21 protein-coding genes, 1 pseudogene and 1 riboswitch are annotated in these 25306 nt (G+C 39.9%); all 22 genes and pseudogenes read left to right on the top strand.

What is annotated here, in order from left to right; all coding sequences use genetic code 11:
- Positions 1 to 11: 11 nt before the first annotated feature.
- The 22 genes and pseudogenes from ACHABU_RS08615 (at position 12) to purF (ending at position 25280) form a co-directional block, all read left to right on the top strand.
- Positions 12 to 3263 carry a BTAD domain-containing putative transcriptional regulator gene (locus ACHABU_RS08615; RefSeq protein WP_435764393.1) on the top strand — a complete coding sequence of 1084 codons (3252 nt, stop codon included), beginning with the start codon at positions 12 to 14 and terminating at the stop codon, positions 3261 to 3263.
- A 204-nt stretch (positions 3264 to 3467) separates the two neighbouring features.
- Positions 3468 to 4073, top strand: coding sequence for a TetR/AcrR family transcriptional regulator (locus tag ACHABU_RS08610; RefSeq protein ID WP_435764391.1), 606 nt, complete (start codon positions 3468 to 3470; stop codon positions 4071 to 4073).
- Positions 4074 to 5564: an o-succinylbenzoate--CoA ligase gene (gene menE / locus ACHABU_RS08605; RefSeq protein ID WP_435764389.1), complete on the top strand. Its 1491-nt coding sequence runs from the start codon at positions 4074 to 4076 to the stop codon at positions 5562 to 5564.
- A gap of 7 nt (positions 5565 to 5571) precedes the next feature.
- The gene (locus ACHABU_RS08600; protein ID WP_435764387.1) at positions 5572 to 5985 is read left to right on the top strand and encodes a MaoC family dehydratase; all 414 of its coding nucleotides are present in this window, start codon (positions 5572 to 5574) and stop codon (positions 5983 to 5985) included.
- Positions 5982 to 6980, top strand: a complete 999-nt coding sequence (locus tag ACHABU_RS08595; RefSeq protein ID WP_435764385.1) for a 3-oxoacyl-ACP synthase — start codon at positions 5982 to 5984, stop codon at positions 6978 to 6980. Before ACHABU_RS08600 ends, ACHABU_RS08595 begins: the two co-directional genes overlap by 4 nt.
- 84 nt (positions 6981 to 7064) lie before the next feature.
- A complete protein-coding gene (locus tag ACHABU_RS08590; protein ID WP_435764383.1) occupies positions 7065 to 8351 on the top strand; it encodes a substrate-binding domain-containing protein in 1287 nt (428 codons plus the stop codon).
- Positions 8352 to 8432: 81 nt separating this feature from the next.
- The gene (locus ACHABU_RS08585) at positions 8433 to 9203 is read left to right on the top strand and encodes an ABC transporter ATP-binding protein (protein ID WP_435764381.1); all 771 of its coding nucleotides are present in this window, start codon (positions 8433 to 8435) and stop codon (positions 9201 to 9203) included.
- Positions 9184 to 9894 (top strand): ABC transporter ATP-binding protein, encoded by a 711-nt coding sequence (locus ACHABU_RS08580; RefSeq protein WP_435764379.1) that lies wholly within the window; start codon positions 9184 to 9186, stop codon positions 9892 to 9894. The genes ACHABU_RS08585 and ACHABU_RS08580 overlap by 20 nt, the downstream gene beginning before the upstream one ends.
- Positions 9895 to 9911: 17 nt before the next feature.
- Complete coding sequence (locus ACHABU_RS08575; protein WP_435764377.1) at positions 9912 to 10769, top strand: branched-chain amino acid ABC transporter permease; 858 nt, start codon at positions 9912 to 9914, stop codon at positions 10767 to 10769.
- Positions 10770 to 10775: 6 nt separating this feature from the next.
- Positions 10776 to 11774 carry a branched-chain amino acid ABC transporter permease gene (locus tag ACHABU_RS08570; RefSeq protein ID WP_435764375.1) on the top strand — a complete coding sequence of 333 codons (999 nt, stop codon included), beginning with the start codon at positions 10776 to 10778 and terminating at the stop codon, positions 11772 to 11774.
- Between the two features lie 17 nt (positions 11775 to 11791).
- Complete coding sequence (locus ACHABU_RS08565; protein ID WP_435764373.1) at positions 11792 to 12802, top strand: 3-oxoacyl-ACP synthase; 1011 nt, start codon at positions 11792 to 11794, stop codon at positions 12800 to 12802.
- 15 nt (positions 12803 to 12817) lie between these two features.
- Positions 12818 to 13726 carry an intracellular short-chain-length polyhydroxyalkanoate depolymerase gene (gene phaZ, locus ACHABU_RS08560; protein WP_435764371.1) on the top strand — a complete coding sequence of 303 codons (909 nt, stop codon included), beginning with the start codon at positions 12818 to 12820 and terminating at the stop codon, positions 13724 to 13726.
- Positions 13723 to 14465, top strand: a pseudogene (fabG, locus tag ACHABU_RS08555) (3-oxoacyl-ACP reductase FabG). The gene phaZ and the pseudogene fabG overlap by 4 nt, the downstream one beginning before the upstream one ends.
- Before the next feature lie 737 nt (positions 14466 to 15202).
- The gene (locus ACHABU_RS08550; protein ID WP_435764369.1) at positions 15203 to 16708 is read left to right on the top strand and encodes an acyl-CoA synthetase; all 1506 of its coding nucleotides are present in this window, start codon (positions 15203 to 15205) and stop codon (positions 16706 to 16708) included.
- 186 nt (positions 16709 to 16894) lie between these two features.
- Positions 16895 to 16995, top strand: a riboswitch (purine riboswitch).
- Positions 16996 to 17130: 135 nt separating this feature from the next.
- Entirely contained in the window at positions 17131 to 17622 is a 492-nt protein-coding gene (gene purE / locus ACHABU_RS08545; RefSeq protein WP_435764367.1) for a 5-(carboxyamino)imidazole ribonucleotide mutase, read from the top strand.
- Positions 17609 to 18739: a 5-(carboxyamino)imidazole ribonucleotide synthase gene (purK, locus tag ACHABU_RS08540; protein WP_435764365.1), complete on the top strand. Its 1131-nt coding sequence runs from the start codon at positions 17609 to 17611 to the stop codon at positions 18737 to 18739. The genes purE and purK overlap by 14 nt, the downstream gene beginning before the upstream one ends.
- The gene (gene purB / locus ACHABU_RS08535) at positions 18736 to 20028 is read left to right on the top strand and encodes an adenylosuccinate lyase (RefSeq protein WP_435764363.1); all 1293 of its coding nucleotides are present in this window, start codon (positions 18736 to 18738) and stop codon (positions 20026 to 20028) included. Before purK ends, purB begins: the two co-directional genes overlap by 4 nt.
- Positions 20029 to 20044: 16 nt before the next feature.
- Positions 20045 to 20758 (top strand): phosphoribosylaminoimidazolesuccinocarboxamide synthase, encoded by a 714-nt coding sequence (purC, locus tag ACHABU_RS08530; RefSeq protein WP_435764361.1) that lies wholly within the window; start codon positions 20045 to 20047, stop codon positions 20756 to 20758.
- Positions 20755 to 21006 (top strand): phosphoribosylformylglycinamidine synthase subunit PurS, encoded by a 252-nt coding sequence (gene purS, locus ACHABU_RS08525; protein WP_435764359.1) that lies wholly within the window; start codon positions 20755 to 20757, stop codon positions 21004 to 21006. The genes purC and purS overlap by 4 nt, the downstream gene beginning before the upstream one ends.
- Positions 21003 to 21686, top strand: coding sequence for a phosphoribosylformylglycinamidine synthase subunit PurQ (gene purQ / locus ACHABU_RS08520; protein WP_435764357.1), 684 nt, complete (start codon positions 21003 to 21005; stop codon positions 21684 to 21686). Before purS ends, purQ begins: the two co-directional genes overlap by 4 nt.
- A complete protein-coding gene (purL, locus tag ACHABU_RS08515; protein WP_435764355.1) occupies positions 21670 to 23898 on the top strand; it encodes a phosphoribosylformylglycinamidine synthase subunit PurL in 2229 nt (742 codons plus the stop codon). Before purQ ends, purL begins: the two co-directional genes overlap by 17 nt.
- Positions 23874 to 25280 (top strand): amidophosphoribosyltransferase, encoded by a 1407-nt coding sequence (gene purF / locus ACHABU_RS08510; protein ID WP_435764353.1) that lies wholly within the window; start codon positions 23874 to 23876, stop codon positions 25278 to 25280. The genes purL and purF overlap by 25 nt, the downstream gene beginning before the upstream one ends.
- The last annotated feature ends 26 nt before the right edge of the window (positions 25281 to 25306 follow it).

The raw sequence follows: 25306 nt of genomic DNA, 5'->3' as shown, positions 1-25306 counted from the left end.
GAGGACATCGCTTGAGAACGATACCAATTATTCAAAGTCAGCTTGCTCCACCACAGGTTAGAGAACGATTTCTACAACGAAGCAAATTAAATAAAAAACTAATGAATATCGGGAAGTATCCTTTAACATTATTGTATGCAGGTGCTGGTTACGGAAAGAGTACAGCATTGACATTATTTGTACATGCTATAAATAAAGATGTAAGTTGGTATTCTGTTTCTCCAAATGATGCCGCTATCCTACCATTTATCAGCAAACTGGTTCAATCGATTAAACAGAAACATTCCTATTTTGGTGACGCCATTCTGCAAGAACTACAAAGTATTACTAATTATGTTGATTTAGAATACATCTATTCATTGGTGACTTCTTTTATTAATGAAATCATTCATATAAAAGAAGAAGTTATTCTCGTATTGGATGATTTTCATTATGTTGCCAATTCAAATGAAATTGAGAATTGGATGCTTTATTTATTTGACCATATTCCATCGAATCTCCATATAGTAATATCTAGCAGAAAGAAACCAAGGTGGGATATCCTTCCGAAACTAAAGGTGAAGGGAGATTTACTTGAAATTACCCAATTTGATTTAGTCTTTTCTACAGAGGAGATGCATTACCTATTAGAAGATGTGCATCACGTAAAAGTTACGGACCAAGAGGTAACTAAAATCTACCAGTTAACGGAAGGCTGGGCAATTGCATTTAATATGCTTATTCAGCAACTCAACGCAGGCACATCATTAGAGACCATTTTTACAAACCAAAAGAGGTCATTAAGGGACCTATTTGACTATCTTGCTGCAGAAGTGTTAACCAAGCAGTCATTCATCATTCAGCAGTTCCTCATGCAGTCGAGCATACTTGATATTCTCTCACCAGAAAGTTGTGATGAAGTATTGCAAATAAATGGGTCAGAGGATCTTTTAGCAGGCCTTATTGAGCAAAACTTGTTTATCGTTGAAGGAGATAGAAATTATTATCGCTATCATGCGTTATTTAAAGCGTTTTTAGAGAATCGATTGCTGAAGAATTATGAAAGCGAATACAAACAATTGCATTTACGGGCAGCGCGTTATTTTGAAAAAAGAGAGAGTATGGAATCCGCTCTTAACCATTATCAAAAGGTAGAGGAATATGATAAGATTGCTCATTTATTGAAAGATAACGGACTGGAAATGCTGCGTTCTGGAAGGCTTAAAATCCTTTATGATTTATTAGTGGATTTGCCAGATAAGTATAAAGAACAAACACAGGTTCTTTATTTCTATCAAGGAGAGATTGAACGTTATCGATCCTTATATGAATTAGCAATGAAGAATTATGAACGAATTATTCATTCACTGCCAGAACAAACGAAGGAAAACCATTATCTAAGAAGCCAGGCTTTGGAAGGGATGGCCCGTATTTATCTGGATACAATTCAACCTGATCAAGCAGAACGATTTGTGAATCAAGCTATCCATTACAGGGATAAGGCCGAGGGATTGTCTGAGGATATGGCTCAGCTGTATTTGTTGATGGCAGAAAATTTATTGAATGCCGGCAAAGCGGCTAAGGCGGAAGTTTGGTTTGAACGGGCAAAACGACTTAACTTACCGATGGAGGAAAGTAATCTACAGTCAAGAATTTACCTTCGTACCGGAAGATTAGCTAAGGCAAAAGAAATTCTAATAAACAGAAAAAAGGAAAGCGATAGCAATAATCATAAACATTTGCCGCAATCCCACCGCGAGACAGATTTACTTTTGTCTCTTATTGAAGCTTTTATGGGTAATGCCGAGGTAAGTAAGCAGCTTGCTTCAGATGCGATTCAATTAGGACTTTCCATACAGGCCCCATTTGTGGAAGCATGTGGTTGGATACGGATGGGGCATGCGGTTCAAATGACAGATCACTATGATACAGATTTAGCAATCCAATGTTATGAAGCAGCACTTGAAATGATGGGTAAAATTAATATTTCCAGAGGGAAGGCCGAACCATATATGGGTCTCTCCATTTTATATGGCAAACGACAAGAATATAACCGGGCCATGGATCATGCCATTAAAGGGCTAAAAGAAACAGAAAAAGTAAACGATCGTTGGTTAAGTGCGCTGATCAAACTTGGAATGACGATAACAGAGGTTTATAACCATAATCTCAATCAGGCTTGGATCATGAATGAACAAGTAATGTCTGATATGGTGTCCTGTGGTGATCGCTACGGAATCATGGTAACCACTTTTTGGAATGCTTATATTTCCTTTGAAAGAGAAGCGGAAGATCAATTTAGGATCGAGATGGCCAGTTTTCTCCATGAAATCCAGACAGAGGAGTATGAATTTTTCCTAAAGAGCAAAACAGTCTTTGGACCGACAGATATGCAAAATATTGCTCCAATGTTATTAAAAGCAAACGAGCTTGGTATTGCACCGCAATATGTTTCCAGGTTAATGTATGAACTCAACTTGAGTGAATCGATTAAAAATCATCCGGGTTATACATTGCGGATAAGTACACTTGGCCAATTTAGAATATGGCTTGGAACGAAACAAATAGAGCCTCAGGATTGGCAACGGGGTAAAGCAAAGGAATTATTTGAGTTGCTTATAACCAACCGTAAAAATTTTTTACAAAAGGAAGAGATTTTTCAATTTTTATGGCCGGATCAGGATGAAGCGAATGTGAATAAAAGTTTTAAGGTAACACTGAATGCTTTATTGAAAGTGTTGGAGCCTCATAGGAAAGCAAGAGAAGAATCATTTTTTATTACGAGGGAAGGAAGTTCTTACAGATTAAATCCGGATGCAGGGTGTGAATTGGATTGCATTCTGTTTGAAGACTGGGTAATGAAAGGCATGGATGAGAGGGAGCCAAAACATGCAATGGAATTACTGGAGAAGGGCTTGAAACTGTATCATGGGGATTACTTGTCCGACCTTCGCTTTACAACCTGGTGTCAAGCGGAAAGAGAACGACTCCAACAACTTTATCTTAGAGGCGCGGAGAAGATGGCTCAAGTAGCAGTGCGTTTATTGGAATTTAACCAATGTATGGCTTGTTGTGAAAAAATATTGGTCATTGATCGCACGTGGGAGGAGGCGTATCGTCTGATGATGTATAGTTATTATCAGAACAACAATCGTCCCCAGGCTATGAAATGGTATGAAAAATGCTGTGATGCGCTGCAAACGGAGCTTGGTGTGGAACCAATGGATTCTACAAAAGAAATGTTTGAGTTAATGATGGAATCTGAAGAATTGAATACGTACTGAATATGTCTTAATTTGAAGAGGGTCACCTCTGGATCTATTCGATTAAGGCATTTTACTTTACCGTGTTGCTTGCCCTGAAAAAAAGTTAGGTAGAGGTCTAAAACAGAAAGATAAATGAATTATTTATCTGTAAGTCGTATTTTTGAAAAACACTTGCAATCTATCTGAAAGTTTTGTATAATCTAAAACTGAGAGGTGATTCATATGTCAGGAATAAAAGAAAATCAGTTAACATCAAAAGGTATGAAAACAAGACAGAAGATTTTAGATACTGCAGAAGAGATTATTGGTGAAAAGGGGTATTTTGAAGCATCCATTGTTGAAATTACTGTAAAGGCTGGTGTGGCACAAGGTACTTTTTATAATTACTTTCCTACAAAAAAGTCAGTATATGATGAACTGGTATATCAATTGAGTTCAAGTTTTCGATATCAGATTAAATTAGCAATGGAAGGAAAAGCAACATTTGAAGAAAAACAGCGGGCGGGCTTTCTCGCATTTTTCGAATGGGTAGTTAATCATCGAAATTTGTACAGTATTGTACAGCAGTCGGTATTAGTGGATAAGAATCTATATCGTTGGTATTACGAGAAGATTGCAGATGGATTTATTAAATCGGTCGAGGAAGCTGTAGATAGTCATGAATGTAAATCTTTGAACCCTGAAACGATTGCTTATTGCTTAATGGGGATTGGTCAATTTATCGGGATGCGCTGGGTTCTTTGGGAAGAGAGATTAGTCCCTGATGAAGTATTGGATGAGGTTATGGAGGTAATCTTTAATGGCCTGAAACGACAGGAGGTAAAATAATTGGAACCTATTTCCTACTGGATCCATAAACGAGCTTTTATAACACCAAATCGAATAGCGTTAATCAGTGATAAAAATAAGTATACGTACAAAGAGCTTTCGGAAAGAGTTGAATGGATGGCTGCTTTGCTTCAGAAGAAATATCTCCTTCAAAAAGGGGATCGAATAGCTATCCTTTCCAATAATCGTGAAGAGTATCTGATTTCCTATTTTTCCATTGCTCAGCTTGGGTTGATTGCAGTGCCATTAAATATTCGGCTGACTGCGCAGGAATTAACATATCAATTAAACGATAGTGGAACCAAAACAATCATTTACGAGGAGGAAACTGCTGATTTATATCATGCCATTTGCAATCATATAAAATTTGAGAGCGCTTTCCGATTTGAGGATGAAGAAAGCAAGCTTGATACAAAAGTAAAACATGTAAAAATAGATGCTGCAAATGATCCCTTTATCATCTGCTATACATCTGGAACGACAGGGAGACCAAAAGGAGCTGTATTAACGCAGGAGAATATGTTTTGGAATGCGATTAATTGCCAGTATGCAATAGACATTACGTCTAAGGATAAAGTGATTGTTCTTCTGCCTTTATTTCATATCGGTGGAATTGGGTTATTTGCCTTTCCAACATTACTTACCGGCGGAACAGTTATTATCCCTGGGAAATTTGATCCTGGCAACACCATCCAAACAATTGAAGAAACGGCTGTAACAGTCGTAATGGGAGTGCCTACGATACATGACGCTATCCGGAAACATCCCTTATTTGAAACTGCAAATTTCTCATCTGTGCGATGGTTTTACAGTGGTGGTGCTCCATGCCCGAAAGAAATCATAAACGCCTATTTAGAAAGGGGGTTGCCTTTTGGACAGGGAATGGGAATGACGGAAACTGCACCAACGATTTTTATGCTTTCCAGGGAAGATTACCAAACGAGAGTGGGCTCTATAGGAAAGCCGGTCATGTTTTCTGACATTTTAATTGTAGATGATGAAGGCAATCAAGTTAAAAATGGAGAGATAGGTGAACTTCTCATAAAAGGTCCGAATGTCATGAAGGAGTATTGGGGATTGCCAAAGCAAACAAATGAAGCGATAAGGGAAGGATGGTTTTATTCAGGAGACTTGATGAGACAAGATGAGGAAGGATTTATTTACGTAGCTGGAAGGAAAAAGGACATGATTATTTCTGGTGGGGAAAATATTTATCCATTGGAGGTCGAACAGGTAATTAATGAATTACCGCAAGTGAATGAAGTTGCTGTAATTGGAGTTGAAGATGAAAAATGGGGGGAGGTTCCAATTGCTTTTGTCTCCTTAAATAAGGATGAAATAATAAGTGAACAGGAAATTAGATCCTATTGCCTCATGAAACTAGCTAAATACAAAGTACCTAAAAAGGTGATGGTAGTGGAGGATATACCTAAAAATGCCACAGGGAAAATAGATAAAAAAGAATTAAATAAGAATTTGCTATCGAGGTGATATCGTTATGAACTTTGCAATTGGAGATTCAGCGAGTTTTTCAAGAACCGTAACAGAAACAGATTTTGTAATGTTTGCAGGATTAAGTGGTGATTATAATCCTATACATGTTGACAAGGAATATGCCAAAAATACATTTTTTCGTGAGCGCATCAGCCATGGATTACTTACAGCGAGTTTCCTGTCCAGATTATTGGGAATGCATATTCCGGGACCAGGTTCAATCTATGTATCGCAAACCTTGCATTTTACGAAGCCTGTTTATATAGGTGACACGATAACCGCTCGTGCAGAAGTGATGGAGTTGGATGAGGATAATAGATTAATAACGTTAAAAACAACTTGTAAAAATCAAACTGGGAGTATTGTCCTGGATGGTGAGGGAGTAATGAAACTACCAAAGAGGGAGCGAGATAAATGATTGGTATTCAGGCAACCAGTATTTATGAACCTGAACAGAAAGAAACTGCATCAGAACTATCACATAAAACTACCATTCCAGAACAGGTAATTATAGAGAAGTTTGGGCTATATGAAAAAGGAATAGCACCAGACCATATGCATGCATCAGATCTAGCGATAGCTGCAGGAAAAAAAATTCTGAGTAAAGTAGACCCGAAAACAATAGACATTGTCATTTATTTTGGGAGCCCTTTCAAAGATTATCAGATTTGGACAGCTTCATCAAAAATACAACATGAACTGGGAACGAGCAATGCGTACTCCTTTGAGCTGATGAATGTGAGTTCATGTTTTCCGATAGCCGTTAAAGTTGCAAAAGATATGCTCTATTCTGATGAAAATATCAACAATATTTTGCTCGTAGGTGGATCGAAGGAATCAATGACCGTCAACTACGAAAATCCTCGATCTAGGTTTATGTTTAATTTTGCAGATGGTGGTGCAGCAGCACTCGTAACGAAAAATGCGACAAAGAGCGAAATTCTTGCTTCCTCGATAATTACAGATGGTTCATTCAGTAAAGACGTACTTGTTCCGGGAGGTGGTTCAATACATCCAGTAAGTTCAGAAGTAGTTCAGCAAAAAATGCACTATATTGATGTGCCAAACCCAGCCAGTATGAAAGAGCGCTTGGACCTTGTATCGATTCCCAATTTTACGAATGTCATTAAACAATCATTAGAGAGAAGTGGGCTGACATTAGAGGACTTAAAGGTGCTTTTACCACTTCATATGAAAAAATCAATGTTTACCGAAATACTTGAGAGAGTAGGGCTAAGAGAAGAGCAAGCTATTTATCTAACACATCATGGGCATATGTCTGCTCTGGATCCTTGTTATGGTTTATATCTGGCTGAGGAAAGTGGCTTACTAAACGAAGGTGATATTGCGGTAATTGTATCTGCAGGAACTGGTTATACATGGGCAGCAACTGCAATACGTTGGTTTGGGTGAAGAACCTGTTTGTAACTTTCCTGTAACTTGTTCTTTTTATGATAGCAATAAGTAAAAATGATTATATTTTGAGGGGGAGAAATAATGAAGGTTAACCGAATATGGTCACTAGTAGTTGTACTGTTATTTATTGGTATTTTGGCTGCATGTAATGACAGTGATGGAGCTTCAGGCAGTTCAGAAGAATCAGGGGAAGAAACAGCAGAAGAAACAGCACAAGAAACAACAGAAGAATCAGGAGGAGAATCCTCAGGTGAAGCACAGGAAACAATCAAAATAGGTGTACTGGCTTCACTGACAGGTGCATTGGAAGCATACGGGGATCAGACAAAAAAAGGTTTTGAATTAGGATTGGAATATGCAACCGATGGAACGATGGAAGTTGCGGGAAAGAAAATTGAAGTGTTCTTTGAAGATACAGAAACAGATCCCACCGTTGCAAGGCAGAAAGCAATTGGTCTTCTAGAAGATAAGGAAGTTGATTTTCTCGTAGGTTCCTCTAGTTCTGGTGATACGCTGGCGGTGACACCTCTGGCTGAAGAATACGAGAAAATTATGGTTGTTGAACCCGCAGCAGCTGATAGCATTACGGGTTCCGAATACAATGATTATATTTTCCGAACTGCAAGAAACTCGGCACAGGATGCGGTGGCAGCAGCAGCAGCCATTGCAGGGGAAGGTGTCAAAATTGCAACACTGGCACCTGATTATTCATTTGGACATGATGGTGTAGCAGCATTTGTGGCAGCTGCAGAAGATTTGGGAGCAGATATTGTCCATGAGGAATATGCGGATCAGGCTGCAACCGATTTTACAGCAAATATCCAAAAAATAATCGAATCAGATCCAGATTACTTATATGTCGTTTGGGCTGGAGCGAACTCACCTTGGAATCAGATTTCTGATATGAGATTGCAGGATCAAGGTATCTCAATTACAACAGGTGCTCCGGATATTGCAGCACTTGCTACGATGACTCAATTAGTAGGCATGGAAGGATTTACTGTTTACTACCATACATTGCCGGATAATGAAGTGAATGATTGGTTGGTTAAGGAACATACAGAACGTTTCGATGGGGCTGTTCCTGATTTATTTACACCAGGCGGAATGAGTGCAGCTATCTCAATTGTGGAAGCGCTCAAACAAAATGATGGAGATGCAGATTCGGCCGCTTTGATTGAAATCATGGAAGGTATGAGCTTTGAGACACCTAAAGGTACGATGACTTTCCGACCAGAAGACCATCAGGCATTGCAGGAAATGTACTCCATCACATTGGAAGAAAGTGATGATGTGGATTATCCAGTTCCAGTATTAAATCGAATACTAACACCGGAAGAAACAGCACCACCAATTATGAATCAATAATAATTGATTTAGAACATTGCCCTTACCTCCTTGTTTGTTGGTAAGGGTATGTTCTGCATCACGCATTAGAGGAGGAAGACGATGAAAGCAATATTAGAAACAAAAGAATTAACGATCGCTTTTGGCGGACATGTGGCTGTGGATTCCGTGTCTGTTCAAATAAGCGAAAAGAAATTTACCTCTATTATTGGTCCGAATGGTGCCGGCAAGACAACTTTCTTTAATCTGCTCAGTGGACAATTATCTCCAACAAAGGGTTCTGTCTATTTTAAGGGCCAGAATATCACGAAGCTTCGCACTACCGATAGAACACGAATAGGCATTGGGAGATCTTTTCAAATTACCAATGTATTTCCTAATTTAACAGTACTGGAGAATGTTCGGCTGGCAGTGCAGTCACAAGCAAAGGTGCGTTACCAGATGATTGCTCACTTTCTTCATTATAAGCGATTCGAACAGAAGGCACATGAACTCCTTGAAACGGTTTATTTAAACGATAAGGCAAGCTCGCTCGCTGTCAATTTGGCCCATGGTGAGAAGAGGAAGCTGGAGATTGCCATGCTGCTCGCACTGGAAACCGAGCTGTTGCTGCTGGATGAACCGACAGCAGGCATGTCGCTGGAAGAAGTTCCAGCAATCATCGAAGTGATTAAAGAAATTAAGAGGCAGGAAGATCGTACCATTGTTCTTATTGAGCATAAAATGGATATGATTATGGACATGTCGGATGAGGTCCTTGTCTTATTCCATGGTGAATTGATTGCTCAAGGTACTCCTGAAGAGATTGTTGAAAACGAGACGGTTCAATCGGCATATCTAGGAGGTAGTTACAATGAGCAGCAGCTTACTTAAATTAGACCAGGTGGAAGCGTATATCCAGAAGTTTCATATTTTACAAGGAGTCTCCTTTGACGTGAAAAAAGGGGAAGTGACCGTCTTGCTTGGAAGGAACGGTGCCGGTAAGACAACGACATTGCGGACAATCATGGGGCTGAATCAAGTCAGTAAAGGTACGATAACGTATAACGATGAGAATATTGGAAATTTACCGACCCATCAAATAGCAAATAAAGGGATTGGGTATGTACCCGAAGACCAAGGTGTTTTTAGTGATTTAACAGTTGGTGAGAATATGAGAGTTGCAATGAAGAAAGAGGACGAAGGAACGACAAAGCGGATGGAATGGGTACTTGAATTATTTCCTGATCTGAAAAAGTTTTGGAAAAAGCCTGGAGGAGCATTGAGTGGCGGGCAAAAACAAATGCTCGCTATTGCGCGGGCATATGTGAATGAAAATGAACTACTGCTGATCGATGAGCCTAGTAAAGGGTTAGCCCCAATTATTGTAGATAAAGTTACCGAATCCATTGAACAAATGAAAGAAAATACGACGATTCTGCTTGTTGAGCAGAACTTTATGATGGCAAGTAAAATAGGTAATCAATTTTTTATTATTGATGATGGAAAAACCGTGCATGAAGGACAAATGGAAGAATTGAAGCAAGACAAAGTCTTAATGAAAAAATATCTAGGCATTGCGTAGGAAAGGGGGATGCATATATGGATTTGATCATTAGTTTAACCGTGAATGGACTTGCGACGGGTATGTTGATTTTCCTTCTTGCAGCAGGTTTGACATTAATATTCGGTTTGATGAGCGTATTGAACTTTGCACATGGTGGGTTATTTATATGGGGAGCATACACTGGTGTATGGAGTTTTCAGATGACTGGCAGTTTCATAGTGGGAATTATTGCTGCAATCATTACCGGTTTATTGCTTGGTCTCGTGACGGAAAGACTGATTATACGACCTGTTTATGGGAATCATATTCAGCAGATTTTGATTACGCTTGGTTTTATGCTCGTTATGCAGGAGTTTATAAAGGTTGTATTCGGACCTGATCAGAAGGCTGTTTTCCCTCCTGAAGTTTTACAGGGAAGTTTCCTGGTCGGAGACATTGTACTTATCAAATACAGACTGTTTATCATTGCAGTAGGATTACTTATTTTTATCGTTTCATCACTTATTTTGAAACGCACACGAGTTGGATTAATTGTTCGGGCGGGAGTGATGAACAAAGAAATGGTTCAATCCCTCGGTATCAATATAAAACTTGTATTCATGCTTGTTTTTATGGTTGGGGCTGCTATGGCAGCATTAAGCGGAATATTACATGCCGTGTATTCAGGTGTTATTTATGCCGAAATGGGTTTGGAATTTTCCATACTTGCTTTTATTGTAGTCGTTATTGGTGGAATGGGCAGTTTCTCAGGATCTCTTTTTGCAGCAATTCTAGTAGGATTGGCACAGGCATTCATGGCTTATTACGTTCCAGCCCTTTCGCTGGCTGTAAATATGCTGTTAATGACTGTTGTTCTGATTTTCAGACCGCAAGGATTATTCGGAAAGGGGTGAGGATAATTGAATATTCGTAATGTGGAGAAGAGCACTTGGATTTTTATCATCATCGGTTTATTGTTATTTATCGTTCCGTTTATCGTAACTGGACGGAGCATGCAATTTATTATTATACAAATATTTATTTTTGCGATTTTTGCAATGAGTTATGATATATTGCTAGGTTTTACAGGTATTATTTCATTTGGACATGTAATGTTTTTCGGAATTGGTGCGTATTCAACCGCTATCGTTATGGATCGCATGCATGCTACCGTTTTGTCTTTTTTTGTAGCGATATTGGTAGCGGTTGTTATTGCTTCCATCGTAAGTTTTATTGTAGGAGCATTAACACTCCGATTAAAAAGTCACTTCTATGCCATGCTGACCCTGGCACTCGCCGGACTATTTCTAGTTGCAGCTGAAAAATGGCGCTCGCTTACTGGAGGAAACGACGGATTTACGTTTGGGCTTCCAGAAATACTGCGTGACTCCCATCATTTATATGTACTTTGTTTGGTTTCTTTAATCCTACTATTCTTCGGGTTAAGACGCTTTACAAAATCCCCTTTTGGCAGGGTATTAATGGCAATACGCGAGAATGAAGCACGGACAGAATCATTGGGGTATAAAGTGCTGCATTATAAAGTTATTGCAAGTGTCGCAGCGGGAGTTGTTGCGAGTATTGCAGGGGTATTATACGCGCTTTCCCTCCGATTTGTGAATACAGGTGTATTTGCTACTGACCTAACAATCGATGTGTTGCTAATGACGATTATTGGTGGAGTTGGCACATTGGTAGGCCCGATTTTGGGAGCTGGTCTTGTTGAACTTGCCCATCACTGGTTATCTGGTTTATCCGATGTTCATTGGATATTTGAACGTTGGATCATTCTTTATGGAACGGTATATATTTTAGTTGTTATATTCTTCCCATTAGGAATCATTGGGACTCTCCAGTCTAAGTTTATGAATCGTTCCATAAAAGGATTTCGGGATCATCGCAAAACGGTTGGAAAATAAAAGGATGTGAATGAACAGTGGTTGCTATTGGAATTGTCAGTATGGGGGTCTACCTCCCTGAAAAGCGAATGTCTTCCAATGAATTGGCTCGTCTTGCAGGACTTCCGGTTGACGTTGTCGAACAAAAGCTAGGTATAAAGGAAAAGCCGATTCCTGGGGATGAAGATCATACTGCCTATATGGGTGTGCGTGCTGCAGAGAAGGCTATTGCCAAGGCTGGAATCAACCCGAAAGAGATTGATCTCGTTATTTATATCGGGGAGGAACATAAGGAATATCCGATTTGGACAGCCGGAATAAAATTGCAGCATGACATTGGAGCAGTTAATGCCTGGGCCTTTGATACAGCATTAAGATGTGGGACGACAATCATGGCATTAAAACTGGCAAAGGATTTGATGACTGCCGATGAGGAAATCAAAACAGTGCTTTTAGCTGGTGGATATCGTAATGGTGACTTTATCAATTATGATAACACCAATACAAGGTTTATGTTCAACCTGGGTGCAGGTGGAGCTGCAATTATTCTAAAAAAAGGACATTCTGAAAATCAGATATTACAAACACATCTGATTACGGACGGTTCCTTTTCCGAAGATGTTATCGTGACTACCGGAGGCACGAAAAACCCGATTACAACAAAAACATTGGCAGCCGGTCTATACCAATTTGATGTTCCAGATCCGACTGGTATGAAGCTGCGACTGGATGAGAAGTCGATGGAAAATTTTATATTATGTATTGAAAAAGCTTTGGAAAAAAGCGGGTACACAAAAGAAGATATCAATTACGTTGCCATGCTCCATATGAAGCGATCTGCCCACACATATGTCCTGGATAAACTTGGAGTTGACCATAATAAATCAATCTTTCTCGAAAACTATGGACATATTGGCCAAATGGATCAAATTATTTCACTGGAACTTGCCGAACAGCAAGGGAAATTGAAAAATGGAGATATTGTTGTGCTCGTTTCTGCAGGTATTGGTTATGCTTGGGGAGCTAATGTGATTAAGTGGGGTAAATAATAGGAGGTCTGCAGAATGATAGAAGTAGCTTTAAAAAAGGTAACGTTATCCAATGGAGAATGCATTGCTTACAGGGAACGTGAAGGCGGAAAGGAGATTGTTATACTCGTTCATGGGAATATGACTTCCTCCGTTCACTGGGACTTAGTAATTGAAAACCTTTCAAAGGATTATAAGGTATATGCGGTAGATTTGCGCGGGTTTGGTGAATCCAGCTATGAAAGCCCAATCTCTGAGATTAAAGATTTCTCCGATGATTTAAAGCTCTTTGCTGATGAATTGCAATTGAAAAATTTCGCTTTGGTCGGATGGTCTTTGGGAGGAACGGTCTGCCAGCAGTTTTGTGCTGATTATCCGTCTTATTGTAATCGGTTATTTTTACTTGCGTCAGGGTCTTCCAGAGGATTTGCATTTTATCCGTTAGGTGAGGATGGATTGCCGGATATTAATAATCGCCTGAAAACATTGGAACAAATCTTTGACGCTGATAAAACAAAGATTGTCCAAACGGCATACGATACGTTGAATTATGAATTTTTAAAACAAGTATGGGATATGAGCATCTACGTGAATAATCAGCCAGATGAACAAAGGTATCAAAAATATTTGGAAGACATGACATCACAGCGTAATCTTGCAGAGTGCTATCAGGCATTGAACACTTTTAATATTAGTAATACCCATAACGGACTAGTAGCAGGTGAGAATAGAGTGAAAGATATCACTATTCCGGTCATGATTGCATGGGGTGAGCATGATATGGTTGTTACAAAACAAATGACTGACGAACTGATAGAAGATTTTGGTAATCAAGCTGTTAATAAAGAATTGACAGGTTGTGGACACTCTCCGCTTATCGATGATTTAGGGCAACTACTGCAGACGATGGATGATTTTTTTATGGAGGAGTGGAATCATAAATGACCCGTTTGCAAAAAAAAGTCGCGATTATAACAGGGCAGCAAATGGAATCGGTCTCCAGATTGCAAGAACGTTTGCGAAAAAAGGAGCAAAGGTGATCATTGCTGATTATGATCTGTCAAAAGGTGAAAAGAGTGAAAAGGAATTATTAAAAGATGGATTTGAATGCAAGTTTATTCAAGTCGATGTAGCAAGTAAAGAAAGTGTGGATGGCTTGGTTGATCAAGTATTAGCGAAGTTTGGTCGCGTTGATGTATTAGTAAATAATGCTGGAATAACAAGGGATGCCATGCTATCAAAAATGACTGTAGAGCAATTCCAACAATTAATCGATGTGAATTTAACCGGAGTCTTCAACTGTACAAAAGCAGTTCTAGCAACAATGGTTGAACAAGGTAAAGGGAAAATTATTAGTACGTCTAGTGTATCAGGGGTCTATGGAAATGTTGGTCAAACGAATTATGCAGCCGCAAAGGCAGGAATTATTGGTATGACAAAATCCTGGGCGAAGGAACTTGCTCGTAAAGGAATTAATGTGAATGCGGTTGTTCCGGGGTTTACCGAAACGAGTATGGTCGAAGGAGTACCTGACAAGGTGATGGACCAAATAAAGGGGCAGATACCGATGGAACGGCTCGGACGTCCTGAAGACATTGCCAATGCATACTTATATCTTGCTTCTGATGAGTCCGATTATGTCAATGGCCATGCACTCCATGTCGATGGCGGAATTATGATGTAACACAAAGGATAGAAGGCTATTCCTGTAACTTGGAATGGCTTCTTTTTTATTGGCTAATTTCTAGAAGATTAATGTTTTTGTTACAAAATCTGTAAACTGCGCCATGGGATAGGCATCTTCGGTGGCCGCTCTGGGAAATACACTTACGGTTCGCGGGCGGTTGGTGAGCCAACTTGCGCTAAAGCGCTGCGCTGTCTCACCGATACCTCTGCTCCCGCAGAACAAGGAATGCTTCGACAGCGGTGCATCTTCGTTAGAAAATGCGGATGCATTTTCAAGGAGTCTCCGTGTATTTCCCAGAGCTGGTGAGAAGGTTGCTTCCATTGATAACACATTCCAACGATAAAGTTGCAATATACAGTTTCACCAGTCCGGGTGAGCGGAGGGCAGTCGACTCCTGCGGGAACAAAGGTTTTCGGTGGGGCGAGTAATCGCAGTCCCAGCACGTGTCCGAAGGCCCCGCAGAGTGGTTTTCTCGAGGAGGCTGAGGCCGTGCCCGCGGAAAGCGACTGCCCAGAGCGATCTCGGACGGCAGCAAGAGCACATATCAATGGATATCAGCCAGCAGTTACTTCGCATTTTAATCGACTGCGAGATTATAAATGCAATATTCATTACTGGTAGTGCTGATTTTAAAAAATTCCACAGTTAAAATGTAACTTTGTTGTAACTATCACTTCCTATACTTGATACAGATAAGTGAGCAAAGTTTGGATGGACGGGGAGGAATCGGGAGAATGAAATATGATATTAATTGGTTCGAAAGTCGGGTTAGTCTGACACCAAATAAAATAGCAATCATCGATTCAAATACAAATGATTCATGGACATATGCCGAGCTTCATCGACGCGTTGCTAAAGTTGGAAATTATTTCTATTCAAAAGGAATCCGTAAAGGGGATCGGGTGGCGATACTCGCTCCAAATCATATCAGTTTTTTTGATTTCTTCTTTGCTGCCATGAAGATAGGTGCAATCTTTATCCCGCTAAACTGGAGATTGGCTGAAGCTGAACTGGAATACGTCATTAACGACTGTGATCCAAAAATGATTGGGATTGACCCGTTATTTGTAGACAAAATAAAAGCAATTGATACAACATCAAATTTGGTAATGATTGATCACAATGATTACCTGAACGATTTGCACTCTGAACCATTCACTATAGATACGCAATTAAAAGAGGAAGATCCTTTAGCAATGATCTATACAGGAGGAACGACTGGCCGTCCAAAAGGTGCTGTCTTATCCCACCGCTCCATTTTGTGGAATGCCCTAAATACAACAATCAGCTGGAATTTGGATCAGGATGATACGACATTGACATGCTTGCCGATGTTTCATACGGGTGGATTAAATGTATATTCATTGCCCTTGTTACTAGTTGGTGGAACGGTCGTACTATCTTCTGATTTCAATCCCACTAAAGCGGTCGAAGATCTTATTACATATAAATGTACCGTCGTATTATTTGTACCCACCATGTACCACATGATTATTCAGACTGATTTGTTCAAACAATCAAGTTTCCCGGATATGAAGGTTTTTGTATCCGGAGGGGCCCCGTGTCCACTCAAAATCTATCATGCTTTTTCTGAAAAAGGCCTTGCTTTTAAAGAAGGTTATGGTTTAACGGAAGCAGGTCCGAATAACTTTTATATCGATTCGAAAGATACCGTACGTAAACTTGGCTCTGTAGGAAAGGCAATGATCTTTAATGATATACAAATTATTGGAGAGGACGGTTTGGTGGTGGAGCCGGGGGAAGTCGGTGAGTTATTGACACGTGGAAACCACGCATTTGAGTATTATTGGAATAAACCGGATGAGACAAAAGAAACAATTAAAGATGGATGGATTCATACTGGGGACCTTGCCAGAAAGGACGAAGAGGGATTTGTATATATTGTCGGTAGGAAGAAAGACATGATTATTACCGGCGGAGAAAATGTATATCCGCTGGAAGTGGAACATTGGATTGAATCCCATCAGGCTGTTGATGAAGCAGCGGTCATTGGTTTACCTGATGAAAAATGGGGTGAGATTGTCGTGGCATTTGTTGTAACCAAAATAGAGATAACACCAAAGGAACTGGAATTGCATTGTAGCCAAAAGATAACCCGATACAAGATTCCTAAGAAATTCATCGTTATAGAAGAACTGCCGAAAACCCATGTCGGTAAAATAAATAAAACTGCATTGAAGGAGAAATTCAGCAAAACTAAAGATAGCACAGTACCTTAATTGGAATTGTGATTTTCTTTTTTTTACTGTTTAGATTGAAATAAAGATTCTGATAAAATTCCGAAAATATAATAAAGGTAGTTAAAATGATGCTCATTACAGTAAAACCCGAACATTAAACAAAAAACATTAATAAATCGTTCGCTGTTTTATTGATTTTTTGTTTTCGATTTGTTATGCTTAAGCCGACAAATAAATACGGTACCTCATATATTTGCTGAGAATACGGCTCAGAAGTTTCTACCTAGCACCGTAAATGCTGGACTATGAGGGAAGATGATTCGTTGCGCATGTGTAATGATCAATTTGGATGCGTCCGAAGTAGCTAAGTCTATTCATCTTCTCTCATAAAGAGAGAGACGAATAGACTTTTTTAAATCAAAAAGGGAATGATATAAATCAGTTAGAGGAAGAGGGATTTGATGGCTCAGATTGGCGTTATTATGGGAAGTATCTCGGATTGGGAAACGATGGAGCATACGTGTAACGTACTTGAGGAATTGAACATTTCTTATGAAAAAGATGTTATTTCAGCACATCGTACACCTGACGAAATGTTTACTTATGCAAAATCAGCTCGTGAACGCGGGTTAAAGGTAATTATTGCAGGAGCTGGGGGAGCAGCACATCTGCCAGGTATGGTAGCATCGCAGACGACATTGCCAGTCATTGGTGTTCCTGTTGAAAGTAAAGCATTGAATGGAATCGATTCGTTACTATCCATCGTACAGATGCCGGGAGGAGTTCCAACAGCAACTGTTGCAATAGGGAAAGCTGGAGCAATTAATGCTGGAATCCTTGCAGCGCAAATAATTGGGACATTTGATAATAAAACAGCGGAAAAGCTTGAAGACTATCGTAAAACAATGAAGTCAAAAGTTATGGAAATGAGGGAAGACCTTGCAGAAAAGTAAAAGCATACTCCCACCACAAACAATCGGAATTATTGGTGGCGGACAACTTGGCAGAATGATGGCAATTGCAGCAAGATATATGGGCTACAAGATTGCTGTCCTTGATCCGACACCAAATTGCCCAACTGCACAGGTAGCTGATATTCAGATTACAGCGGCTTATGATGATTGGAATGCAATTAAGGAACTAACAGAAATCAGTGATGTCGTAACCTATGAATTTGAAAATGTTAATCTTAAAACTGCTGCTTATATAGAAGAAAAAGGGAAACTTCCACAAGGTGCTTATGCGCTTGAAATTACCCAAAACCGTGAAAAAGAAAAACAATTGATGAAGGATGCAGGTCTTCCAATCCCTCCGTTTGCAGTCGTTGCTAATGCAGAGGAGTGCAGTGAAGCCTTAAAAGAGTTTACATTTCCGGCAGTTATTAAAACTTGCCGCGGTGGATATGATGGGAAAGGTCAGTTAAAGATTAATTCAGCAGAAGACATGGAACAAGCTTTACAATTTGCAGAGGCAAATGAACATTGCATTATTGAGCAATGGATAACGTTTGATAAAGAAATATCAGTTGTGTTTACAAGATCCTTGACAGGGAAAATCACCTATTTTCCAATCGCAGAAAATGAACATCGCGATCATATTTTGTATCAAACAACAGTACCGGCAACGATTAGCGAACTCATCGAAGAGAAGGCATATAAAGCAGCAGAATCACTAGCTGAGAAAATGAATATTGTTGGTACTTTTGCGATTGAAATGTTTGTTAAGGGAGAAGGCATCTATTTGAATGAGATGGCTCCCAGACCGCATAACTCTGGTCATTACACGATAGAAGCATGCAATATTTCTCAATTCACCCAGCATATCCGGGCAATCTGTGGTTTACCATTAACAGATATAAAGCTGCTGATGCCAACGGTGATGGTGAATGTTCTCGGTGAGGATCTGGAAGGCATATTAAAAGCAATGGCTCAAACAGAAGATGGCTTTATTCATTTATATGGCAAAGCAGAACCGAAAGCGAAGCGGAAAATGGGACATGTTACATTTGTTGCCGAAAATGAAGAAGCATTAAAAAAACAGATAGTGAACTTCAAGGAGGCAACGCTATGATAGAACGTTACACAAGAGAAGAAATGGGAAATATTTGGACAGAAGAAAATAAATTCAAAGCTTGGCTTGAAGTTGAAATTCTTGCTTGTGAAGCATGGAGTGAACTGGGAGTAATACCTAAAGAAGACGTTAAGAAAATAAGAGAACATGCATCTTTTGATATGAACCGAATTTATGAAATAGAAGAAGAAACACGTCATGATGTTGTTGCCTTCACACGTGCAGTATCTGAAACACTTGGTGAAGAACGTAAATGGATTCATTACGGATTAACTTCCACAGATGTAGTTGACACGGCACTATCCTATTTAATTAAACAGGCAAATGAAATTATCCGTAAAGACTTGCATAACTTCATCGAAATATTGAAAGACAAGGCTATTGAGCATAAACATACGGTAATGATGGGACGTACACACGGTGTCCACGCTGAACCGACTACTTTTGGTCTGAAGATGGCACTTTGGTATGAAGAAATGAAACGTAACCTGGAACGTTTTGAAGCGGCTGCTGAAAATATTGAATTTGGTAAAATGTCCGGAGCAGTAGGAACTTACGCTAATATTGATCCATTTATCGAGCAGTACGTTTGTGAAAAGTTGGGTACAACTCCAGCACCAGTATCGACACAGACATTACAGCGTGACCGTCATGCAGCCTATTTCTCAACGCTTGCTTTAATTGCTACTTCTGTCGAAAAATTTGCTACAGAAATTCGCGGATTGCAAAAGACAGAAACACGTGAAGTGGAAGAACGCTTTGCAAAAGGTCAAAAAGGATCTTCAGCTATGCCACATAAACGTAATCCAATCGGATCTGAAAACATGACCGGAATGGCACGCGTGATCCGTGGCTATATGCTGACTGCCTATGAAAATGTATCCTTATGGCATGAACGTGACATTTCGCATTCATCAGCTGAACGCGTCATTTTACCTGATGCGACAATCGCTTTGAACTATATGCTTAACCGTTTCGGAAACATTGTTAAAAACTTAACTGTATTTCCTGAAAATATGAAACGCAATATCGATAAAACACATGGCGTTATTTTCTCACAGCGTGTTTTGCTTAAGTTAATCGATAAAGGAATGGCACGTGAAGCTGCTTATGATATCGTTCAGCCCAAAGCAATGCAGGCATGGGAAACGGCAACCCATTTCAAACAGCTTGTCGAAGCAGATGAGATAATTGCTGGAAAACTGACCCAGGAAGAAATCGAGGATTGCTTTGATTACACCTATCATTTGAAAAATGTAGATGTTATTTTCGGAAGAATTGGATTGTAGAGAGGGGTAAAACAGGATGAAAGCAGAGCTCCTTTATGAAGGAAAAGCAAAGCAAGTTTATCAAGCACAAGGAGAGTCCGGTAAACTAGTTTTATCTTATAAAAACGACGCTACAGCTTTCAATGGGGGAAAGAAAGACTCCTTTGAAGGGAAAGGCAGATTAAATAATGAAATTTCATCACTTATCTTTAAAGAACTACATGATAAAGGAATTGAAACCCATTTTATTGAACGGTTAAATGAGACAGAACAACTGGTCTTCCAAACGGAAATTATCCCATTAGAAGTTGTTGTGCGTAATATTGCTGCCGGCAGTATTCCAAAACGATTGGGAATTGAAGAGAGGACTCCTTTTGAGAAACCTATGCTTGAGTTTTTCTACAAAGATGATGAGCTCGGTGATCCGCTGATCAATGATGAACATGCATTGTACTTATCCAATGTAACCGAAGCGGAAATAAAAGAAATCAAAGAATTGGCACTTGAAATCAATACACATCTAATTGACATCTTTCGTTCAATAAATATTTCATTAGTAGATTTTAAGCTTGAGTTTGGGCGCAAATCAGGCCGAACAATCATACTTGCTGATGAAGTTTCCCCGGATACATGCCGATTATGGGATATGACAACAGGAGAAAATTTGGATAAAGATGTATTCCGTAAAGGTACTGGAGATTTAATTGAAGTATATGAAGAAATTTTAAAAAGGCTGGAGGCTAAAGTATGAGAAAGGTAACTGTCTATATTACATTAAAGCAAGGTGTTCTTGATCCACAAGGTAAAGCAATCCAGGAATCACTTAATTCCCTAGGGTATAACGAAATTGAAGATGCAAGAGTTAATAAATATATTGAATTAAAAGTGAAAGATGGGCCTGCTCTTGAAGCGCGTGTTACCGAAATGTGTGACAAGTTGCTCGCAAACCCTGTTATTGAAGATTACCGCTTTGATGTGGAGGAGGATGAGGGCTTGTGAAATTCGCTGTAGTTGTTTTTCCAGGATCGAATTGTGACCGTGATATGTACCATGCAGTAAAAGAAGTACTGCAAGCTGAAGCTGATCTTGTATGGTATGAGGATAGTAATTTAGAGACCTACGACGGAATTCTCATTCCAGGTGGATTCTCATATGGCGATTACTTGCGTTCAGGAGCGGTTGCTTCAACATCAAATGTCATGAAGCAAATAAAAGCACATGCAGCAAAAGGTAAACCTGTCCTTGGTGTTTGTAATGGATTTCAGATTTTGACGGAAGCTGGACTATTACCGGGAGCTCTCATGCGGAATGAAAAACTTTCATTTATGTGCCATCAGGAAGAACTGATTGTCGAAAATGCGAAGACGTCATTTACTTCTGGTTATGGAAAAGGGGAAGTGGTTCGCTTCCCGATTGCTCATGGAGAAGGAAATTATTTCTGCGATGAGGAAACGTTATCAGAATTGAAGGCCAATAATCAAATCGTATTTACCTATAAGAATAACCCGAATGGATCTGTTAAAGATATTGCAGGCATTATCAATAAAGAAGGAAATGTACTTGGCATGATGCCGCATCCGGAGCGTGCCGTGGAAGAATTATTAGGTAGTGAAGATGGACTACGATTATTCAAGTCTATGGTTCAAAATTGGAGGGACACCTATGCAACAAACGCATGATATCAGCCCAGAGCAAATAGAACGTGATAAATTATATCGTGAGATGGGTCTCAGTGATCAGGAATTTGAGATGGTTAAAGGCATTATGAACAGGCTTCCCAATTTCACGGAGACAGGAATCTTCTCTGTTATGTGGTCAGAGCATTGTAGCTACAAGACTTCCAAACCATTGCTTAGAAAATTCCCGACGAAAGCACCGCATGTCCTTCAAGGTCCTGGTGAAGGTGCTGGTATTATCGACATTGGAGATAATCAGGCAGTTGTTTTTAAGGTAGAGAGTCATAATCATCCATCTGCTGTGGAACCCTATCAAGGTGCGGCAACAGGTGTTGGGGGAATTATTCGTGACGTCTTTTCCATGGGTGCGCGTCCAATCGCATCGATGAACTCACTTCGTTTTGGTAATTTAACAACCGATCGTACGAAATATCTGTTTTCGGAAGTTGTTAGCGGAATTGCAGGATATGGAAACTGTGTCGGTGTTCCAACAGTCGGAGGAGAAGTGCAATTTGATGATAGCTATGAAGATAACCCGCTTGTGAATGCGATGAGTGTTGGATTAATTAATCATGATGAGATCCAAAAAGGAATTGCATCTGGAATTGGAAATACAATTCTCTATGCGGGTCCTCCAACAGGACGAGATGGGATTCATGGTGCCACATTTGCTTCTGATGACTTAGGAGAAGATGCTGCGAAAGATCGCCCTGCCGTACAAGTTGGTGACCCATTTATGGAAAAACTGCTTATTGAAGCTTGTTTGGAAGTAATTCATTCGGATGCATTAGTTGGTATGCAGGATATGGGTGCTGCCGGTCTTACTTCCTCTGCCAGTGAAATGGCGAGCAAAGCTGGAACCGGAATGGAAATGAACTTGGATCTTGTTCCACAGCGCGAACAGAACATGACAGCATATGAAATGATGCTCTCCGAATCTCAAGAGCGTATGTTACTTTGTGTCGAACGTGGTCGTGAACAAGAAATTATCGATATATTTGAAAAGTATGGATTGAAGGCAGTACCAGTTGGTGAAGTCATTGAGGAGAAAGTATTCCGTATTAAACATCTCGGAGAAGTGGTTGCAGATATTCCGGTTGATTCGCTTGCAGATGATGCGCCAGTATACAATATGCCATCGCAAGAAGCGGCATATTTTAAAGAATTCCAAAAGATGGAAAGTGAAATTCCGAAAGTAGACAATCCAGCGGAAATGCTTAAAACGTTATTACAACAACCGACCATTGCAAGCAAAGAGTGGGTATATGACCAATATGATTCCATGGTACAGACGAACACCGTTGTAACACCTGGATCTGACGCTGCTGTTGTCCGTATCAAAGGAAAAGACAAGGCACTTGCGATTACGACAGATTGTAATTCCCGTTATATTTATTTGGACCCGGAAACAGGAGGGAAAATTGCTGTAGCAGAAGCGGCACGTAATATTGTCTGCTCAGGAGCTAGACCACTTGGGTTAACAGATGGTTTAAACTTTGGTAATCCAACGAATCCGGAAGTATTCTGGCAAATGGAGAAAAGTGTGGAAGGTATGAGCCAGGCTTGTGAGCGTTTAGGAACCCCGGTAATTAGCGGAAATGTTTCCTTATACAATCAGTCAAAAGGAAAATCAATTTTCCCTACACCCGTAGTTGGTATGGTTGGGCTTCATGAATCATTGGAACATATCACACCAAGCTTTTTCCAGAACGCTGGAAATGCAATCTACGTAATTGGTAAAGCGGAAGTTGAATTCGGCGGTAGTGAGCTTCAGAATGTGATACAAGGAAAATATGAAGGTAAAGCACCGAAAATCGATTTAGATATTGAGGCAAAAAGACAAAAGCAATTGTTGGAAGCAATCCAATCCGGAATAATAGAATCCGCACATGACTTAGCAGAAGGCGGACTTGCCGTTGCTTTGGCTGAGAGTGTGTTTACAGATAATGGGCTTGGAGCTGATGTGAAACTTAATGGTGAAGCAACAACTGAACTATTCAGTGAAACCCAGTCAAGATTTCTCTTTACTGTTAAAGATGAACATAAATCATTAGTTGAAAGTAAAATTCAGGATGCGTTCCAGATTGGTACGGTTACGGAGGATGGAATGTTGCGCGTTTCCGCTGACAACAGTCCAATTATTCAAGAAGATGTTAAAAAACTCGAGAAATTATGGAGGGGAGCTATCCCATGCTTGCTGAAATCAAAGGCATAAACGAAGAATGTGGTGTATTTGGAATATGGGGACATGAGAAGGCAGCCGAATTAACGTATTATGGATTACATTCCATGCAGCATCGTGGCCAGGAAGGTGCTGGGATTGTTGTTAGTGACGGTAAGGAACTGAAAGCACATAAAGGGCTAGGGCTTGTTAATGATGTGTTTAAGCATGCTAAATTTGATGATCTCGCCGGTCGAGTAGCAGTCGGACATGTTCGGTATACGACACAGGGCGGGCGCGGGATTGATAACGTTCAACCTTTATTATTCCGATCCCAAAGTGGTGGAATGGCGTTAGCGCATAATGGAAACCTCATGAATGCACATAAGCTTCGTGGAGAACTTGAAGAGCAAGGGAGTATATTACAAACCTCATCAGATACGGAAGTGCTTGCACATCTAATCAAACGCAGTGGTAACAAAACGAATGAAGAAACAATTGCTAACGCGCTAAATCAAGTTGTCGGTGCTTACGCATACCTTATTCTGAAAGAAGATAAAATGTATGCTGCCCTTGATCCAGCCGGGATACGCCCATTATCAATTGGTAAACTTGGTGATGCTTACGTCGTGGCTTCGGAGACTTGTGCATTTGATCAAATAGGTGCGACATTTGAACGCGAAGTTTTGCCGGGCGAACTGGTGACGATTAGTGATGAGGGTATCAAATCAATGAGATTTGCACCACGTAATGGCAGAAAAATGTGTGCGATGGAATATGTATATTTATCCAGACCAGACAGCAATGTAAATCATGTTAATGTTCATGCATCCCGAAAACGAATGGGGATCGAACTTGCAAAAGAATCACCGGTGGAAGCAGATATTGTAGTCGGGGTTCCTGATTCCAGTATTTCAGCTGCTGTTGGTTATGCGGAAGAGAGTGGTCTGCCTTACGAAATGGGAATCATTAAAAATCGCTATGTTGGAAGGACATTTATACAACCTTCTCAAGAACTGCGTGAACTCGGAGTGAAGCTGAAATTGTCTCCAGTTCGTGGGATCGTAGAAGGCAAACGAATTGTCATGATTGATGATTCGATTGTACGTGGTACGACAAGCAGACGTATTGTACAGATGTTAAAAGACGCAGGCGCATTAGAAGTTCATGTTCGAATTGCTTCACCTGCCATCAAGAATCCGTGTTACTACGGGATCGATATGTCAACTCGGAAAGAACTAATTGCATCCAATAACACAAATGAAGAAATAGGCGAAATTATAGGTGCAGACAGTGTCTCTTATTTATCGGAAAAAGGATTGGAAGAAGCGATTGTAAAAGATAAAACAATTAATCAGGGAGTTTGTATGGCATGTATGACAGGAAATTATCCTGTGATGGTGGAAGAAGGAGAAGCAGAAATTAAGTACTGTTAATAAACCATAATAGAGGGAGTCACATA

The organism is Oceanobacillus sp. CF4.6 (assembly GCF_051262635.1).
Taxonomy (GTDB): domain Bacteria; phylum Bacillota; class Bacilli; order Bacillales; family Amphibacillaceae; genus Oceanobacillus.
The sequence above is the reverse complement of the archived record's forward strand: the minus strand, read 5'-3'. Positions and strand labels throughout refer to the sequence as shown.

Excerpts from the sequence above, each read along its gene's own strand:
- ACHABU_RS08610 (WP_435764391.1), top strand. The coding sequence starts at position 3,468 with ATGTCAGGAATAAAAGAAAATCAGTTAACATCAAAAGGTATGAAAACA.
- ACHABU_RS08600 (WP_435764387.1), top strand. The coding sequence starts at position 5,572 with ATGAACTTTGCAATTGGAGATTCAGCGAGTTTTTCAAGAACCGTAACA.
- ACHABU_RS08595 (WP_435764385.1), top strand. The coding sequence starts at position 5,982 with ATGATTGGTATTCAGGCAACCAGTATTTATGAACCTGAACAGAAAGAA.
- ACHABU_RS08590 (WP_435764383.1), top strand. The coding sequence starts at position 7,065 with ATGAAGGTTAACCGAATATGGTCACTAGTAGTTGTACTGTTATTTATT.
- ACHABU_RS08585 (WP_435764381.1), top strand. The coding sequence starts at position 8,433 with ATGAAAGCAATATTAGAAACAAAAGAATTAACGATCGCTTTTGGCGGA.
- ACHABU_RS08580 (WP_435764379.1), top strand. The coding sequence starts at position 9,184 with ATGAGCAGCAGCTTACTTAAATTAGACCAGGTGGAAGCGTATATCCAG.
- ACHABU_RS08575 (WP_435764377.1), top strand. The coding sequence starts at position 9,912 with ATGGATTTGATCATTAGTTTAACCGTGAATGGACTTGCGACGGGTATG.
- phaZ (WP_435764371.1), top strand. The coding sequence starts at position 12,818 with ATGATAGAAGTAGCTTTAAAAAAGGTAACGTTATCCAATGGAGAATGC.
- ACHABU_RS08550 (WP_435764369.1), top strand. The coding sequence starts at position 15,203 with ATGAAATATGATATTAATTGGTTCGAAAGTCGGGTTAGTCTGACACCA.
- purE (WP_435764367.1), top strand. The coding sequence starts at position 17,131 with ATGGCTCAGATTGGCGTTATTATGGGAAGTATCTCGGATTGGGAAACG.
- purB (WP_435764363.1), top strand. The coding sequence starts at position 18,736 with ATGATAGAACGTTACACAAGAGAAGAAATGGGAAATATTTGGACAGAA.
- purC (WP_435764361.1), top strand. The coding sequence starts at position 20,045 with ATGAAAGCAGAGCTCCTTTATGAAGGAAAAGCAAAGCAAGTTTATCAA.
- purS (WP_435764359.1), top strand. The coding sequence starts at position 20,755 with ATGAGAAAGGTAACTGTCTATATTACATTAAAGCAAGGTGTTCTTGAT.
- purL (WP_435764355.1), top strand. The coding sequence starts at position 21,670 with ATGCAACAAACGCATGATATCAGCCCAGAGCAAATAGAACGTGATAAA.
- purF (WP_435764353.1), top strand. The coding sequence starts at position 23,874 with ATGCTTGCTGAAATCAAAGGCATAAACGAAGAATGTGGTGTATTTGGA.